At 68.9% G+C, this 17,004-nt stretch carries 12 protein-coding genes; 9 read left to right on the forward strand and 3 right to left on the reverse strand.

Annotated features, from left to right (window positions below):
• Window positions 1-7: 7 nt before the first annotated feature.
• From SM116_RS02720 to SM116_RS02730, 3 genes are all read right to left on the reverse strand, one after another.
• Window positions 8-937, reverse strand: a complete 930-nt coding sequence (locus SM116_RS02720; protein ID WP_320942927.1) for a carbohydrate ABC transporter permease — start codon at window positions 935-937, stop codon at window positions 8-10.
• Window positions 934-1,797, reverse strand: coding sequence for a carbohydrate ABC transporter permease (locus tag SM116_RS02725; protein WP_320942928.1), 864 nt, complete (start codon window positions 1,795-1,797; stop codon window positions 934-936). Before SM116_RS02725 ends, SM116_RS02720 begins: the two co-directional genes overlap by 4 nt.
• A 219-nt stretch (window positions 1,798-2,016) precedes the next feature.
• A complete protein-coding gene (locus tag SM116_RS02730; protein ID WP_320942929.1) occupies window positions 2,017-3,327 on the reverse strand; it encodes an ABC transporter substrate-binding protein in 1,311 nt (436 codons plus the stop codon).
• Window positions 3,328-3,584: 257 nt separating this feature from the next.
• Between SM116_RS02730 and SM116_RS02735 the strand changes: the two genes are divergently transcribed.
• From SM116_RS02735 to pucL, 9 genes are all read left to right on the forward strand, one after another.
• On the forward strand, window positions 3,585-8,150 hold the full coding sequence (locus SM116_RS02735; RefSeq protein ID WP_320942930.1) for an endo-alpha-N-acetylgalactosaminidase family protein: 4,566 nt from the start codon (window positions 3,585-3,587) through the stop codon (window positions 8,148-8,150).
• A gap of 216 nt (window positions 8,151-8,366) precedes the next feature.
• Window positions 8,367-9,182, forward strand: coding sequence for a hydroxypyruvate isomerase family protein (locus SM116_RS02740; RefSeq protein ID WP_320942931.1), 816 nt, complete (start codon window positions 8,367-8,369; stop codon window positions 9,180-9,182).
• 32 nt (window positions 9,183-9,214) lie between these two features.
• Complete coding sequence (locus tag SM116_RS02745) at window positions 9,215-10,093, forward strand: 2-hydroxy-3-oxopropionate reductase (protein WP_320942932.1); 879 nt, start codon at window positions 9,215-9,217, stop codon at window positions 10,091-10,093.
• Window positions 10,094-10,147: 54 nt separating this feature from the next.
• Window positions 10,148-11,941, forward strand: coding sequence for a glyoxylate carboligase (gene gcl / locus SM116_RS02750; RefSeq protein WP_320942933.1), 1,794 nt, complete (start codon window positions 10,148-10,150; stop codon window positions 11,939-11,941).
• 26 nt (window positions 11,942-11,967) lie between these two features.
• Window positions 11,968-14,424: an allantoinase AllB gene (gene allB, locus SM116_RS02755; RefSeq protein WP_320942934.1), complete on the forward strand. Its 2,457-nt coding sequence runs from the start codon at window positions 11,968-11,970 to the stop codon at window positions 14,422-14,424.
• A 116-nt stretch (window positions 14,425-14,540) separates the two neighbouring features.
• The gene (bcp, locus tag SM116_RS02760) at window positions 14,541-15,008 is read left to right on the forward strand and encodes a thioredoxin-dependent thiol peroxidase (RefSeq protein WP_320942935.1); all 468 of its coding nucleotides are present in this window, start codon (window positions 14,541-14,543) and stop codon (window positions 15,006-15,008) included.
• A 189-nt stretch (window positions 15,009-15,197) separates the two neighbouring features.
• The gene (gene uraD / locus SM116_RS02765) at window positions 15,198-15,695 is read left to right on the forward strand and encodes a 2-oxo-4-hydroxy-4-carboxy-5-ureidoimidazoline decarboxylase (RefSeq protein ID WP_320942936.1); all 498 of its coding nucleotides are present in this window, start codon (window positions 15,198-15,200) and stop codon (window positions 15,693-15,695) included.
• Window positions 15,692-16,024 (forward strand): hydroxyisourate hydrolase, encoded by a 333-nt coding sequence (gene uraH, locus SM116_RS02770; protein ID WP_320942937.1) that lies wholly within the window; start codon window positions 15,692-15,694, stop codon window positions 16,022-16,024. Before uraD ends, uraH begins: the two co-directional genes overlap by 4 nt.
• Before the next feature lies 1 nt (window position 16,025).
• Window positions 16,026-16,967, forward strand: a complete 942-nt coding sequence (gene pucL, locus SM116_RS02775) for a factor-independent urate hydroxylase (protein ID WP_320942938.1) — start codon at window positions 16,026-16,028, stop codon at window positions 16,965-16,967.
• Window positions 16,968-17,004: the final 37 nt, after the last annotated feature.

Raw genomic sequence — 17,004 nt, forward strand, 5'->3', positions numbered from 1 at the left:
CTCGAGGTCAGCCCTTGACGGCGCCGGCCGCGAGCCCCGAGCGCCAGTAGCGCTGGAGCGAGAAGAACAGGATGACGAGCGGGATGACGCCGAGCAGTGCTCCGAGCATCACCGCGCCCTTGTCGGGCGCGAAGTAGCTCATCATCCCGTAGAGGCCGAGCGTGACGGGCTTGAGCTCGGGGCTCGAGATCATCATCAGGGGCAGCAGGAAATTGTTCCAGGTGGCGACGAACACGAACAGGAAGATCGTCACCATCGCGGGCGCGAGCAGGCGCAACACGATCGTGAAGAAGATGCGGATCTCGCCCGCCCCGTCGATGCGCGCCGCTTCGAGCAGCTCCGTCGGCACCGAGGACTCGGCGTAGACCATGCCGAGGAAGACGCCGAACGGCGAGACCGCGGACGGGATGATGATCGCCCACACCGTGTTCGTCAGCCCGAGCGAGTGGAACTCGATGTACAGCGGGATCGTCAGGATCGCCACGGGCAGGAGCAGCCCAGCCATGATCACTCCGACCGCGATGCGCTTGCCCGGGAATGCGAACTTCGCGATCGCGTATCCGGCCATCACGGCGACGAGCGTCCCGATCACGCCGGCGGCGGTCGAGTACGCGATCGAGTTCCCCAGCCAGTGCCAGTACAGGCCCTGCGTCCAGGCCATGAGCTTGTCGTAGTTCGTCGCGAGGTTCCAGTTCGCGAACCAGAAGCCGAAACTGGTGGTCAGGTCGGCGTTGCTCTTCGTGGAGGCGACGGCGAGCCAGTACACCGGCACCAGGAAGTACAGGGTCGCGACCACGAGCGCGATGATCCCGAAGGTCCGCGCGACCGGGCCCGGCGCGATCGATGACGGCAGAGCATCCACGCCCTGCGGCCTGCGAGGGCGACGCGACCCGTATGCCGAGACGACGGCGCGGGTCTCGAGGGTCGAGGTCATCATGCATCCCCCTTGCGTCGCTGCAGCAGCGCGTACACGATCGCCAGCACGCCCGCGATCAGCGCCATCAGCAGCGAGTATGCGGAAGCGGGGCCGCTGCCGGATGGCGAGACCTCGCCCATCATCGAGTTGTAGGTGAGCATCATCGGCGTGTAGTCCTTGCCCATCCAGGCATTCGCGGTCTGCATCACCATCGGCTCGTTGAAGAGCTGGACCGTGCCGATGATCGACAGGAGCACGGCGAGCAGCGCTGCGCCGCGCACGAGCGGCACCTTGATCCGCGTCGCGACCTGGAACCCGCTCGCGCCATCGATTCGTGCGGCCTCGTAGAGCTCGCGCGGCACGGCTTGGAGCGCGGCCAGGAAGATCAGCATGTTGTACCCGGTGTAGGTCCACGTCGTCATATTGGCCATCGAGAAGAGGATCGTCCCCGGGGCGGTGAGGTCGACGCCCGCGGGGAGGAATTTCATGAGCGGCGACACCTGCGGCGTGTACAGGTAGAGCCACATCATCGCGGCGATGATGCCCGGAACCGCGTAAGGCAGGAAGAAGGAGAGCCGGAACAGCGCCGGACGGCGCACGATGAACGAGTCCAGCAGCAGCGCCAGGGCGAGGGCCGCGATGATCATGACGGGGATCTGGATGACGGCGTACAGCACCACGCGACCCATGCCGACCCAGAACGCGCTGTTCCCGATCGCGGCGGCGAAGTTGGCGAGGCCGACGAAGGCGTCGACCTGCGCGCCGCCGCCGTACAGGCCGCCGCCGGATGAGACCTGAGCGAACAGCGACGAGCGGACGGAGACCGCGATCGGCACGAGGAAGACGATCGCGAAGAGGATCGCGAAGGGGGCGAGGAACATCCACCCGGTGAGCGCCTCGCGCCTCCTGTCACGCCCTCGCCTGCTTCGTCGCCGTGCCGGCGGTGGTGCAGCACCCGCCGGCCCGCCCGTCCGCGCGGGCCGCGTGTCGGTCACCGTGACCATCTTCCACCTTCCGTTCGTTCGATCCCCGTCTCATGCGTCCGTGCTGACGGCGGGTGAGCACGCGTGGGGCACCCCGCCGTCGACACGGTCACCTGATCACTGAGCGACGGGAAGTCCAAGATCCTTCAACGACGCCACTGCGGTGTTCTGCGCGGTCTGGAACACGTCAGCAACCTTCGCGGTGCCCGAAATGGCGGCCGCCGCCGTCTCATTCATCTTGGACAGCGTGGCGAAGCCCGGAGCGTACGGGAAGTCCGGATTGAGGTTGCCGGTCGCCTTCGCGAGTTCGGCGAGCACGTCTTGTCCACCGAACTGCGTGAGCATCTTCGCGGGAGTCGTAACCGAGCCCTTCGCCGCCACGACCAGTCCTTGAGAGGCGAGGTCGTCGACCTGCGTGTTGAGCCAGTTGTCGAACTCCATCGCCTGCGCGGGGTACTTGCATCCCTTCATGACCGAGACGCCGGAGCCTCCGTCGGGGCCGGTCATCGCACCCTTGCCGTAGTCGGGCAGCTGTGCGACGCGCCATTGGCCCGCGGCCGGCGTGCCGTCGAGCGAGTCGAGCAGGAAGCCTGCCTCCCACGCCGCGCCCACGTGACCGATGAGTTGACCGTCGTTCAACGCCTTCGTGAAGCCGTCGCCCCAGCGTTCGGTGGCCAGGGTCTGCTTCTTGTCGAGCAGGTTCTGCCAGAACGCCGCGACTGTCCGGGATCCGGGACCCTGAGCGTTGACGGTCCACTTGCCGTCCTTGCCCGAGAACCACGTGTCGCCCGCGGCGGCGGCCTGCGCGCTCAGCCAGTTCTGCGCCTCGTCGGGCGTGAACGCCGTGACGTACTTGCCGTTCGCTGCGGCCTTGGCCGAGTCGGCGGTCAGGTCGTCGAGCGTCTTCGGGACGGTCAGGCCGAGCTGCTGAAAAGCGGTCGCGTTGTAGAAGTAGACGAGGGGGCCCGTGTCCTGGGGGAGCCCGACGACCGCATCGCCGACCTTCATCCCGCTCAATGCTCCCGCGGAGAAGTTGTCCTTGTACTTGGCGGCCTCCTTCGAGACGTCCGTCAGGAGGCCCTTCGCATACAGCCCCGGAACCTCGGAGTACCCGGTCTGTGCGAGGCAGGGGGCCGTCCCGGACTTCACATCGGTCTCGAGCTTCAGGATCATGTCACTCGACTTGCCGTCGAACTTCGTCGACTTCACCTGGATGTCCGGGTGCTCTTTGTTCCAGCGCGCGACGATGTCGGCGACCGGCGTCATGCCGGCGCCGTCGGGCAGGCGGTGCATGTACTCGATGCTGACCGGACCGCTGGGCGTGGGTGCGTTCGATGCGCCCGAGCTGCAGGCCGCGAGGCCGGCGGTGGCCAGAGCCCCCGCACCGATGACGGCTGCGGTTCGGATGATGCGGTGTGTGGATGCCATGCGTGCTCCTCGTTGAGATCGGTATCTCTCCCGTGGCCGGGGTCTGCTTTGCGACGTCGAGGTGCACGACGTCGTCCGACGGCCATTGTGCCCGAAAATGTTTGCGCTCACAAGCTCGGATCGGCGGGGTGTGCATCATCCCGCGATTTGGCTTAGTGATCGACCCATCTGGCGCTGCACGATCTTGAGTTTGCGCAAACATTGCTGCTAGCGTGCGAACGTCCCAGGTCGGCTTCGAAGTTGCAGCAAGGTGGAACATGTCTCATCGTCATCGCACGGGCATCGCGCTCGTCTCCCTCGTGACAGCGTCGTTGCTCGCGATCGCCCCCCTGACCGGCGGCAGCGCGTCGGCCCAGGTGGGGGTGACCCCGCCGGGGACCGTCATCCCGCATTCCCAGTACACGCTGATCGGTGCCGACTCCGAGTCCGCGCCGTACCCTGCGCCCCCGTCGCTGGACGGCACGGCTGCAGCGGCGCTCGACGGCGACGTGACCACGCAGTGGGCCACGCGGTACAACGGCGGCGCTCCCGACCCGTTGCCGCACTGGATCACCTGGGACGTCGGGGGATCGTTCGACCTCACCGGACTGAACTACTCCGTGAAGGTGCAGAGCAACGGCCCCGTGAAGGACTTCTCGGTCTTCGCGACAGATGACATCGCTGTGGCGAAGGACCCGGCAGGCAACTGGGGTCCCGCCGTCGCGACGGGAACATTCCACCAGCCCGCAGCCGGCACGGAGGTGCAGACCGTCGCCTTCGACCGCACCGTGCACGCCCGATACGTGAAGTTCGAAGCCGACTCGACGATCAACGGCAGCGCGAACGTCTCGGCCTCCGAGCTCAGTGTCTACGCGACCGGTGACACGACGCCCGCACCCGTCGACCCTGGCCCGCCTGCGGACCCCGCCACGACGACGCCGATCACGAACGGCAACGGGCTCACCGTGCAGGTCGCGAGCGATTTTCCGCAGGTCGTCTCGTACGACCTCGGCGGTGCGAAACTCTCAGGCCAGGCATCTCGGCTGAACACCTTCACCATCAACGGCAAGAACTACGCGGCGACGACAACGGGAAGCGTGTCGGGATCGACGGCGACGTACACGTCGACCTTCACGGGATACCCCGGCCTCACCGTGACCTCGACCATCACCGCGACCGACCGGAACACCGTCGAGTTCGCGATGTCGAAGCTCGAAGGACCGGCCGCATCCGGAGTCGACACCATCTCGATCCCGGGCCAGTCGCTGCTGTCGGTGGACTCCGGCGACCCGCGGTCGCAGCTCGCGCGGACGCGGATCTCCACAGACTCCACCACCACGGCCGACCAGTTCGTGAGCATCACATCAGCGACGCCGGCCGACGTGAAGTCGGTGGGCACACCCTACGGATTCGTCAGCAACTCCGCGCTCGCCGGCGGTCTCATCTCCAACGCGACCGACGACTCCGCGCAGGACAACAACGACAACTGGAATGCGCGGCTGCAGTCGCAGATCGTCGCGGCCGGCAACGGCGCGAAGCGGGCTCAGCTGTCTGTGGGCTCGTACACCTACGCCCCGGCCGGCGCCACCGACGCGCGAGTGAAGATCTACGCCCTTCCGAAGACGACGGTCGTGCTCGCGGCCGACGTCAACGGCGACGGCGCCGTGACCTGGCAGGATGCGGCGATCGCTTACCGCAACGCCATGACGCGTCCGCTCGGCGCCGACCGAGTGGCCGACCGCGTCGTCCAGCACATCCCCTTCAACTTCGCCTCCGAGGCGACGAATCCGTTCCTGAAGACCCTCGACAACGTGAAGCGCATCTCGATGGCGACCGACGACCTCGGCCAGTGGGTGCTCGAGAAGGGGTACGCGAACGAGGGCCACGACTCCGGCCACCCCGACTACGGCGGCGACTACAACGAGCGCGCCGGCGGACTCGCCGACTTCAACACCCTGATCGACAACGGTGCCGGCTACAACGCGGACGTCGCTGTGCATGTGAATGCGACGGAGGCCTACCCGCAGGCGAACAGCTTCTCGGCACGCATGGTGCAGGGTCAGGTCAACGGCTGGGATTGGTTGAACCAGTCGTACCACATCGACCAGCGCTACGATCTCGGCAGCGGAGCGATCATCGACCGTTTCGCGCAGCTGAGGAAGGATGCTCCGAACCTCGCAGGCGTGTACATCGACGCGTACTACTCGAGCGGATGGCTCGCCGATGGCCTCGCCGCGCAGCTGCGGGCGATGAACCTGCAGGTCGCGAGCGAATGGGCCTACAAGTTCGAAGGCACGTCGATCTGGTCCCACTGGGCCAACGACAAGAGCTACGGCGGCAAGACGAACAAGGGGATCAACTCGAACATCATCCGCTTCATCGCGAACACGGACCGCGACGTGTGGAACGTCGACCCGCTGTTGGGCGGCCAGTCCATCAAGGAGTTCGAGGGCTGGACGGGACAGAACGACTGGAACGTCTTCTTCTCGAACATCTGGGTCAACGACCTGCCGACGAAGTTCCTGCAGCACTACGCGCTGCAATCATGGGTGCCGGGCAGCACCGCGACGCTGAGCGACGGGAAGGTGACGGTGACATCGGCAATGGTCTCCGGCACGCGCCGGATCACCATGGGGAAGGCCGTGATCGCGATCGGTGGCGCATACCTGCTGCCGTGGGGCGACCCGACCAAGGGCAACAACACGACGTCGCCCAGCGAGGCCGACAAGATGTACTACTACAACGCGGACTCGGGCCAGGCGACGTTCGGCCTGACCAGCCGATTCGACCCGAACGGCGTGTACACGCTGTACCGCCTCACCGACGAGGGGCGAGTGAAGGTCGGCGATATCACCGCCTCGGGCGGGCAGGTGACGATCACCGCCGACAAGGGCGTGCCCTACGTCCTGGCTCCGTCGACATCCGCCGCCCCGCACGCCGCGGCGGACTACGGGCACGGGTCCGGCCTGCGCGACCCGGGCTTCAACTCGGGCGACCTCGCCGGATGGAATCCGACAGGCGGAGCCGCCGTCTCGCGCACCGCGAGCGGGGACAACGTCGTTGTCCTCGGAAGCGCGGCATCGGAGATCTCGCAGCACCTCAAGGGCTTGACTCCGGGAGCGCAGTACACGGTCAGCGCGAACGTCGAGATCGCCGCGGGAGCGGCACGTGCCGTCACGCTCCGCGCCAATGGCGCACAGCTGGACGTCAAGAACACCTTCGGCACCACACCGGTGGAGAACACCGTCGCGGCCGACGCCAAATCAGGCACGTACTCGCAGCGCGCATCCGTCACGTTCACGGCGCCGCACAACGGGGGCGCCACGATCCACATCGGCGCTGTCGCCGGCGAAGCAGCGGTCACCATCGACGATGTGCGGGTCATGGCGAGCGACCTGACGTGGTCTCGCTGGACGGCGAGCACGAAGGCCTCCGACGGCACGATCGTCGCGCAGGACGACTTCGAAGGGAACCAGCCCGGCTGGGGTTCGTTCGTCAAGGGTGACGCGGGCGGAACGACGGATCCCCGCACCTCCATCAGCGACCTGCATGCCCCGTACACGCAGAAGGACTGGAAGAACTCGGCCTCCCCGTACAACGCGGGCAGCCTGCAGGGACAGGCCGTCGACGACGTCATCGACGGGCAGCACTCGCTGAAGGCCCACGAAGAGAACACCGGGCTCGTCTACCGCACTGTCCCGTCGACCGTGCCGTTCGTCGACGGACACCGCTACACCGTGTCCTTCTCGTACCAGACGAACGTCACCGGCCAGTGGGCGTGGGTGACCGGAGCGGACACCCGCGACGGCGCCATCGTGACGTCGACTGATGTGCGTCGCGAAACGCTCGCGCCGTCGCTCACGACGGCCACCTACTCGAGGGACATCATCGCCGGTTGCGGTGACACCTGGGTCGGGCTGCGCAAGATCGGCGCTGCGAACGGGACCGACTTCGTGATCGACGACTTCCGCGTCGTCGACCACGGACCCGCGTCGGGTGGGGCGGCCTGCGCGAATGTCGCAACGCCGGCATCCGCCGATGTCAGCCCCGGCGTTGCCGGGACGTACACGACCACCTTCACGAACCACGAGAAGGCGGATGCAACGAACGTTGCGATGACCCTCGAGAGTGTGCCGACGGGCTGGTCCGTCCGGGTCGCGACGGACAAGGGCAATCTGTTCGACACCGTGAAGCCGGGGGCGACCGTCTCGACGACGTGGATCGTCACCGCGCCGGCGTCGGCGGCCGGCACGTCCGTCACGCTGCAGGCGACGGGGACGTACTTCAACTCCTGCGCGACGAAGACGGTCACGGCGGATGCGTTGCTGACCGTCGCGTCGCGGCCCGTACTGGCACCGGACAGCATGACCGCAACGGCTGACTCCGAGAACGCGACGTCGGGATCCGCGGAAGGTCCTGCCTCCAACGTGCTCGACGGCGACGCCGGGACGATCTGGCACACTCAGTACGATCCGACCATCACGCAGTACCCGCACTGGCTGACGCTGGACCTGAAGGGGACGGCAACGGTTTCCGGGTTCGGGTACCTCGACCGCCAGTCCGGCGGCCAGAACGGACGCGTGAAGGACTACACCGTCTCGGTATCCGCCAACGGGACCGACTGGACCCAGGTCGCGGCCGGATCGCTGGTCGATTCGCCCTCGATGCAGGTGATCGCGTTCCCGTCGGTGAGCGCTTCGTACGTCAAGTTCACCGCTCTCACTGCGCTCAACGGGCAGCCCTTCGCCGCCGCTGCCGAGATGCGGGTGTACGGCACGTCGTCGAACACGCCCACCGGGGTCGCACCCGGAACCCGCTCAGCGGACGACGCGTGCTCGCCGTGAGCTGAGACGACACGAGCGATGGCCCGAAGGGACTCAGGTCCCCTCGGGCCATCGCTCGTAAGAGGCGGGGGGATGGACGTCCCCCGAAGTCCCGGTCGCCGGGCGAGGCCCGACCGACGGTTGACGTGCCGGTACTCCTCCCCTAGACTTTCACCAAGCAAAACTTCTCTTCCGTATTGTGAAAATGCGGAGGAACCCCCAGAAAGCGACTCGACAATGACGTACACGGTCAACTGCTCGATCCTCCTCACCGAGCTGCCCCTCCTCGACCGCCCCGCCGCCGCGAAGGCCGCCGGGTACGACGCCGTGGAGTTCTGGTGGCCGTTCGCATCCGCCGTGCCGGATCAGGCCGAGGTCGACGCCTTCGTGACCGCCATCCACGAGGCGGGCGTCCAGCTGACCGGCCTCAACTTCTTCGCCGGCGACATGCCCGCCGGAGACCGCGGCCTGGTGTCGTGGATCGGCCGCGAGGACGAGTTCCAGGCCAACATCGCCGTCGTCGTCGGTATCGGCGAGCGCCTCGGTACGAAGGCGTTCAACGCCCTGTACGGCAACCGCATCGAGGGCGTCGACGCCGCCGCCCAGGACGACCTCGCGGTGCGCAACCTCGCCGCCGCCGGCCGCGCGGTCGCCGGGATCGGCGGCATCGTGCTGCTCGAGCCCGTCTCGGGCATGGAGACCTACCCGCTCAAGACCGCCGCCGACGCACTCGCGGTCATCGAGCGCGTCAAGAACAAGGAGGGCGTCGACAACGTCAAGCTCCTCGCCGACTTCTACCACCTCGCCGTCAACGGCGACGACATCCCCGCGGTCATCGCCGCGCACGCCGCCGAGTTCGGCCACATCCAGATCGCCGACGCCCCGGGGCGCGGCGAGCCCGGCACGGGTGAGCTCCCGCTCGCGCAGTGGATCGAGGATGCGCGGGCCGGCGGCTATGCCGGCGTCATCGGCCTCGAGTACAAAGCCACGCAGTCCGACCCGTTCGCGTGGGCGACCGCATCCACGGCATCCGCGGCATCCACGACCGCCTGAGCCGGCTCCCCCACGCTGAAAGAGAGAACGACATGACGAACATCGCGATCATCGGCCTCGGCATCATGGGCCTGCCCATGGCCAAGAACCTCGTGAAGGCGGGCTACGACGTCACCGGCTACAACCGCAGCCAGGAGCCCATCGACGCGCTGGTCGCGGCGGGCGGTCACGGGGCGAGCAGTGTGGCGGATGCCGTGAAGGATGCCGACGTCGTCATCACGATGGTCCCCGACTCGCCGGATGTCGCCGGGGTCGTCCGCGGCGAGGGCGGCGTCTTCGCCAACGCCAAGGCCGGCGCCCTCTGGATCGACAACTCGTCCATCCGCCCCGACGTCGCGAAGGAGCTGGCCGAGGAGGCCGTCGCCGCCGGTCTCGGCGCCGTCGACGCCCCGGTCTCCGGCGGCGAGCAGGGCGCGATCGACGCCGTGCTCTCGATCATGGTCGGCGGATCGCCCGAGGACTTCGCCACCGCCGAGCCCGTGCTGAACGCGATCGGCAAGACGATCGTGCACGTCGGCCCCGCCGGCGCCGGCCAGACGGTGAAGGCCGCCAACCAGCTCATCGTCGCCGTCAACATCCAGGCGCTCGCCGAGGCGGTCGTCTTCCTCGAGGCGTACGGCGTCGACACCGACGCCGCCCTGAAGGTCCTCGGCGGCGGTCTCGCCGGCTCGAAGGTCCTCGACCAGAAGGGGCGCAAGATGCTCGACCGCGACTTCGCGCCCGGATTCCGTCTCGCCCTCCACAACAAGGATCTGGGCATCGTCACCGCCGCCGCACGCCAGGCCGGCATCTCCATTCCGCTCGGCTCGGCCGTGGCCCAGCTCGTGACAGCCCTGGTCGCGCGCGGCGACGGCGGACTCGACCACTCCGGCCTGTTCAAGCTCACCAGCGAGCTGTCCGGCCGCGACTGACACCCACTTCTCGCCCCTCGACACGCTCGGGGACCGACTTCAAGGAGCATCCACATGTCCCGCATGCGCGCAGTCGACGCCGTCGTGCAGATCCTGATCAAGGAGGGCGCCACCGAGGCCTTCGGCCTGCCCGGCGCCGCCATCAACCCGCTCTATTCCGCGATGCGCGCCAACGGCGGCATCCGCCACACGCTCGCCCGTCACGTCGAGGGCGCCTCGCACATGGCCGACGGCTACAGCCGCACGGCCGACGGCCGCATCGGCATCTGCCTCGGCACGTCCGGCCCCGCCGGCACCGACATGATCACCGGTCTGTACGCGGCCATCGCGGACTCCATCCCGATGCTGTGCATCACCGGCCAGGCGCCGGTCGCGAAGCTCGACAAGGAGGACTTCCAGGCCGTCGACATCGAGTCGATCGCGAAGCCGGTGACGAAGTTCGCCAAGACGGTGCTCGAGGCAGGGCAGGTGCCGGGGGTGTTCCAGAAGGCGTTCCAGGTGATGCGCACGGGCCGTCCCGGCCCGGTGCTGATCGACCTCCCGTTCGACGTGCAGATGGCCGAGATCGAATTCGACATCGAGACCTACGAGCCGCTGCCGATCGCCCAGCCTGCCGCTACGCGCGCGCAGGCCGAGAAGGTGCTCGACATGCTGACGGCTGCCGAGCATCCGCTCATCATCTCCGGCGGCGGTGTGATCAACGCGGGCGCCTCGACGCAGCTCGTCGAGCTCGCCGAGCTGCTGGGCGTGCCGGTGGTCCCGACGCTCATGGGCTGGGGATCGATCGCCGACGACCACCCGCTCGCGGCCGGGATGGTCGGCATCCAGACGTCGCAGCGCTACGGCAACGCGAACTTCCTCGAGTCCGACTTCGTGCTGGGCATCGGCAACCGTTGGGCGAACCGCCACACCGGCGGCCTCGACCTGTACCGCCGCGGACGCACCTTCGTGCACGTCGACATCGAGCCGACCCAGATCGGCCGCGTGTTCGCGCCCGACTACAGTGTGGTCTCCGACGCGCGCCTGTTCATCGACGCACTGCTCGAGGTCGCCCGCGAGCGTCAGGCGGCCGGCGGGCTGCCGTCGTACCTGGGCTGGGCGGAGGACTGCCGCATCCGCAAGGCCACCCTCCAGCGCAAGACCAACTTCGACAACGTGCCGATCAAGCCGCACCGCGTGTACCAGGAGATGGTGCAGGCGTTCCCGCGCGAGACCACCTACGTCACGACGATCGGGCTCTCGCAGATCGCCGGGGCGCAGCTGCTGCACGTGTACGGTCCGCGGAAGTGGATCAACGCCGGCCAGGCCGGCCCCCTCGGCTGGACGGGCCCCGCGGCCCTCGGCGTCGTGCGCGGCAAGCCGGGCGAGCCGGTCGTGGCGCTGTCGGGCGACTACGACTTCCAGTTCATGATCGAGGAGCTCGCCGTCGGCGCGCAGCACAAGCTGCCCTACATCCACGTCGTGGTGAACAACAGCTACCTGGGCCTCATCCGCCAGTCGCAGCGCGGCTTCGAGATGGACTTCGAGGTGTCGCTGGCGTTCGACAACGTCAACACGCCGTACGACGCCGACAGCGTCGCGCACGGCTACGGCGTCGACCACGTCAAGGTGGCCGAGGGCCTCGGCTGCAAGGCGATCCGCGTCGAGCGCCCCGAGGATCTCGCCGCGGGCTTCGCCGAGGCGGAGCGCCTGAAGGACGAGTTCCAGGTGCCGGTGGTCGTCGAGGTCATCCTCGAGCGCGTCACCAACATCGCCATGGGCACCGAGCTCGACAACATGGTCGAGTTCGAGGACCTGGCCGCGACGGGTGCGGACGCCCCCGCGGCCGTCTACGCTCTGCTGGACTGACACCCGACGGATCGGAGAGCCCGGCTATGCGCATCGTCATCGCGCCCGACAAGTTCAAGGGGTCGCTCACGGCCCCCGAGGTGGCCGACCGGGTCGCCGCGGGGGCACGGCGGGCCGACCCCTCGATCGAGGTCGTCGAGGTGCCCGCCGCCGACGGCGGCGAGGGAACGGTGGATGCGGCGGTCGCCGCCGGCTTCGAGCGGCGCACGGTCTCCGTCAGCGGTCCGACGGGGCAGCCGGTGGATGCCGCGTTCGCCCTGCGCGACGGCGAGGCGGTCGTGGAGATGGCGCAGGCGTCGGGCCTGGACGTCCTCCCCGGCGGAGAGAAGGATGCGCGGGGCGCGACGAGCTTCGGCACGGGTCAGCTGATCGCCGCCGCGCTGGACGCGGGTGCCCATCGCATCGTCCTCGGCGTGGGCGGCAGCGCCTCGACCGACGGCGGTGCCGGGCTGCTGCAGGCCCTCGGCGCTCGGCTGCTCGACGGCGATGGCGCCGAGCTCCGTCCGGGAGGGGCTGCGCTCGCGGGGCTCGCCGCCGTCGACCTCGCGAACCTCGACCGGCGCCTCGCCGACACGGAGTTCGTGCTCGCGAGCGACGTCGACAACCCGCTGCTCGGGCGCAACGGCGCCGCGGCCGTCTTCGCGCCGCAGAAGGGCGCATCGCTCGAGGACGTCGGCGCGCTCGACGCGGCCCTCGCCCGCCTCGTCGACGTGCTGTCGTCACAGGACGACCGTCTCGCCGTGCCCGCCCGGGTCGCCGCGGCTCGACCGGGCGCCGGTGCCGCGGGCGGCGTCGGGTTCGCGGCGCTCGCTCTCGGCGCGAAGCGCCGCCCGGGCATCGACGTCGTGCTCGAGTTCACCGGGCTCGCCGACAAGCTGCCGGGAGCGGATGCCGTCATCACCGGTGAGGGCAGCCTCGACGCGCAGAGCCTCATGGGCAAGACGCCGGTCGGGGTCGCGCGTCTCGCGGAGGCGGCAGGCATCCCGGTCCACGCCGTCTGCGGACGCTCGCTGCTGAGCGTCGAGCAGACCGCGGCATTCGCCTCGGTGAATGCGCTGTCCGAGCTCGAGCGCGACCCGCAGCGCAGCATGACCAACGCCGGGGAGCTCCTCGAGCAGCTCGCGGAGCGGCTGGTGCGCAGCATCCATCCCCTCGTGTTCGACACCGTGCTGCGCGGTACGGCGCTCGTCGACGGTGCGTTCGCGCCGGTCGAGATCGGCGTGCGGAACGGGCGGATCTCCCGCATCGCGCCGGCGGGCGCCGGCCTCGAGAGCGAGACCGTCGTGGAGGTCCCGGTGGACGAGGTCATCCTCCCCGGCCTCGTCGACACGCACGTCCACGTGAACGAGCCCGGGCGCACGGAGTGGGAGGGCTTCGAATCCGCCACCCGTGCCGCGGCCGCGGGCGGAGTCACGACGATCGTCGACATGCCCCTCAACAGCATCCCGCCGACCGTGTCGGTCGAGGCGCTCGACATCAAGCGCCGGACCGCCGAGGGCCGGGTCTTCGTCGACGTCGGCTTCTGGGGCGGGGTCATCCCGGGCAACATCGCCGACCTGCCGCCGCTCGTCGAGGCCGGCGTGTTCGGGTTCAAGTGCTTCCTGCTGCCGTCGGGTGTGGACGAGTTCCCCGACGTCTCGGTCGACGAGATGCGCGACGCGATGGGCGTGCTGGCGGGGCTCGACTCGCTGCTCGTCGTCCACGCCGAAGACGCGCACACGATCGACGAGGCGCCCCACCACGCGGGCCGCGAATACTCGGACTTCCTCGCCTCGCGCCCGCGGGAGGCGGAGGATGCGGCGATCGCCGAGGTCATCCGCGGCGCCGCCGACACGGGCGTGAAGGCGCATGTGCTGCATCTGTCCAACGGCGACTCGCTGGGGCGCATCGCCGAGGCGAAGGGCCGCGGGGTGCGCCTCACGGTCGAGACCTGCCCGCACTACCTGACGCTCGATGCCGAGGACATCCCGGACGGCGCGACCGCGTTCAAGTGCTGCCCGCCGATCCGCGAGCACGCGAATCGCGACGAGCTGTGGCAGGGCCTTGCCGACGGGACGATCGACTTCATCGTGTCGGACCATTCGCCGGCGACACCGGAGCTCAAGTACGCGGGCGACGGCGACTTCCAGCAGGCGTGGGGCGGCATCGCCTCCCTGCAGCTGGGCCTGCCGCTCATCTGGAGCGAGGCGCGGCGCCGCGGCATCCCGCTCGAGCGCGTCGTGGGATGGATGTCGCAGGCCCCGGCCGACCGCGTCGGCCTCGCCGACAAGGGCCGCATCGCCGTCGGCAACGCCGCGGACTTCGCGGTCTTCGCGCCGGAGGCGACGTTCACCGTCGTCCCCGAGCAGCTGGAGCACCGCCACGCCGTCTCGCCCTACAAGGACCGGGAACTGTCCGGCATCGTGCGCACGACCTACCTCGCCGGCGCGCCGATCGACCGGGAGCGGCCCCGCGGGCGCCTGCTGCGCCGCGGCGTCGCGTAAAGACCTCGTGGTCGGTCGTCCGGTGCGCGGAGGGGCGTCACGGGCGGCCGGCCACGGTGGAACACTGGAAGTCCGCGGGCGCGTGCCCGCGGCACGACAACAGAACGGAGCGACCGATGACGGATGAGCTCGAGCTCGGCCACCTCGCCCCCGACTTCACGCTGACGGACGCCACGGGCGTCGAGCGGTCCCTGTCCGACTATCGCGGCAGGAAGGTGATCGTGTACTTCTACCCGGCCGCCTTCACCCCCGGCTGCACGACCGAGGCGTGCGACTTCCGCGACAACCTCGGCTCGCTGGAGGGCGCCGGCTACACGGTGCTCGGCATCTCGCCCGACTCGGTCGCGCGGCTCGCGGAGTGGGCGGACGCCGAGCAGCTGCCGTTCACCCTGCTGTCCGACGAGGGTGCGGAGGTCGCGAAGACGTGGGGCGCGTGGGGCCAGAAGACGGTCGGCGACCGGACCTTCGACGGCCTGATCCGCTCGACGATGGTCGTCGACGAGGACGGGCGCCTGCAGTCCATCGAATACAACGTCGACCCGAACGGCCACGTCGGACGGCTGCGCGAGGCGCTGGCCGCCTGACGAGCCCTGAACACGAACGCCTCGCTGCGCCGTCAGCGGGGCGTTCGCGGTTTCCGCGGCGGGGGTTGTCGGATGCGGCATCCCGCGCTAGAATTGTCGCATGCTGAAATAACAGTTCCACGATACGAAACGAAAGTATTCGTATTCTCTACACCGTGGATGCCAGCAGACACAGAAGGAAGTCAAGCAATGCTGCTTGAGCAATTCAACGAAGCAGATCGCTCGGAGGCGATCGCCGTGCTTCGGCCGTGTGTCGACGTGTCGCGATGGTACGAGACCGTCGCCGATGCCCGACCGTACGCCTCGCTCGAGGCGCTGTGGGAGGAGGCGGCGAACGCCGCGTATCCGTTCACAGGCGCCGAGGTCGGGGCCGCGCTCGCGCACCATCCCCGCATCGGGGAGCGCGCCGACGGGAGCAGCCGCGAGGCGAGCATGTCCCGCTCGGAGCAGGCGGGGGTCGACCCCGCCGACAGTGCGGTCCAGGAGGCGCTCCGCCGGGGCAACCTGGCCTACGAGGAGCGTTTCGGGAGGGTGTTCCTCATCCGGGCTGCGGGTCGCAGCGCGGACGAGATCCTCGCGAGCCTCGAGGTGCGGCTCACGCACACGCCTGAGGAGGAGGACCGCGTCGTCGCGGGACAGCTGCGCGAGATCGCGCTGCTGAGGCTGAAGGGAACCGTCACCGCATGACCGTCTCGCACCTGACCACCCATGTCCTGGACGCCGTGCAGGGACTGCCGGCGCCGGGCGTGCCCGTGCAGCTGTTCGCCGAGGATGGCTCTCTCATCGCCGAGGCGGTGACGGATGCCGACGGCCGCGCGAAACAGCTCGGACCCGAGCGGCTCGCGCCCGGCGTGTACCGCCTGCGCTTCGACACGGGGGCGTACTTCGCCGCCCGCTCCATCCCCACCTTCTATCCGGAAGCGGTGCTCGCGTTCGTCATCGACGACGTCGACCGGCACTATCACGTGCCGCTCTTGCTGAGCCCCTTCGCCTATTCGACCTACCGAGGAAGCTGACATGACCGACGTCCTGACCACCGCCCAGATCACCGAGACCACCACCGGAGGCATCGTCCTCGGCCCGAACCAGTACGGCAAGGCCGAGGTGCGCGTCGTCAAGGTGACCCGCGACACCGACCGCCACGAGATCGAAGACCTCAACGTCACCTCGCAGCTGCGTGGCGACCTCGAGGGTGCCCACCTCGCCGGCGACAACGCGCACGTCGTGCCGACCGACACGCAGAAGAACACCGTGTACGCGTTCGCCCGCGACGGCGTCGGCTCACCCGAGGCCTTCCTGCTGCGCCTCGCGAACCACTTCACGAGCGAGTTCGCGTGGATCACCGGCGGCCGCTGGCTCGCCGAGAGCTACGCGTGGGAGCGCATCGTCCTCGAGGGCGACGAGCACGACCACGCCTTCGTCCGCACCGGCCAGGAGGTGCGCACGGCGGGCGTCGTCGCCGACGGCGATGCGCGCCACATCGTGTCGGGCCTCAAGGACCTCAAGGTGCTGAAGACCACCGCGTCGGGCTTCGAGGGCTACCCGAAGGACCGCTACACGACGCTGCAGGAGACGAACGACCGCATCCTCGCGACGAGCGTCGCGACGCAATGGCGCTACCTGCCGGGGATCGTGGATGCCGACTTCAACGCGATCTACGCCGACGTCAAGCGCATCCTCCTCGAGGAGTTCTCGCGCCGCTACTCGGCCGCCCTGCAGACGACCCTGTTCGACATGGGCAAGGCCGTGCTCGAGGCCCACCCGGAGATCGGCGAGATCCGCTTCTCGATGCCCAACAGCCACCACTTCGTCGTCGACCTGTCGCCCTTCGGGCTCGACAACCCGAACGAGGTCTTCTACGCCGCGGATCGTCCGTACGGGCTCATCGAGGCCACCGTCACGCGCGAGGGCCTCGCACCGGCCCCCGAGGTGTGGGCGTCGGTGGTGCCGTTCGTCTGATCCGCTGACCGGGGGGAGGAGGGGCGGGCCCCGCGGG

The sequence above is a fragment of the Microbacterium rhizosphaerae genome (genome assembly GCF_034120055.1).
Classification (GTDB): Bacteria; Actinomycetota; Actinomycetes; order Actinomycetales; family Microbacteriaceae; genus Microbacterium; species Microbacterium rhizosphaerae.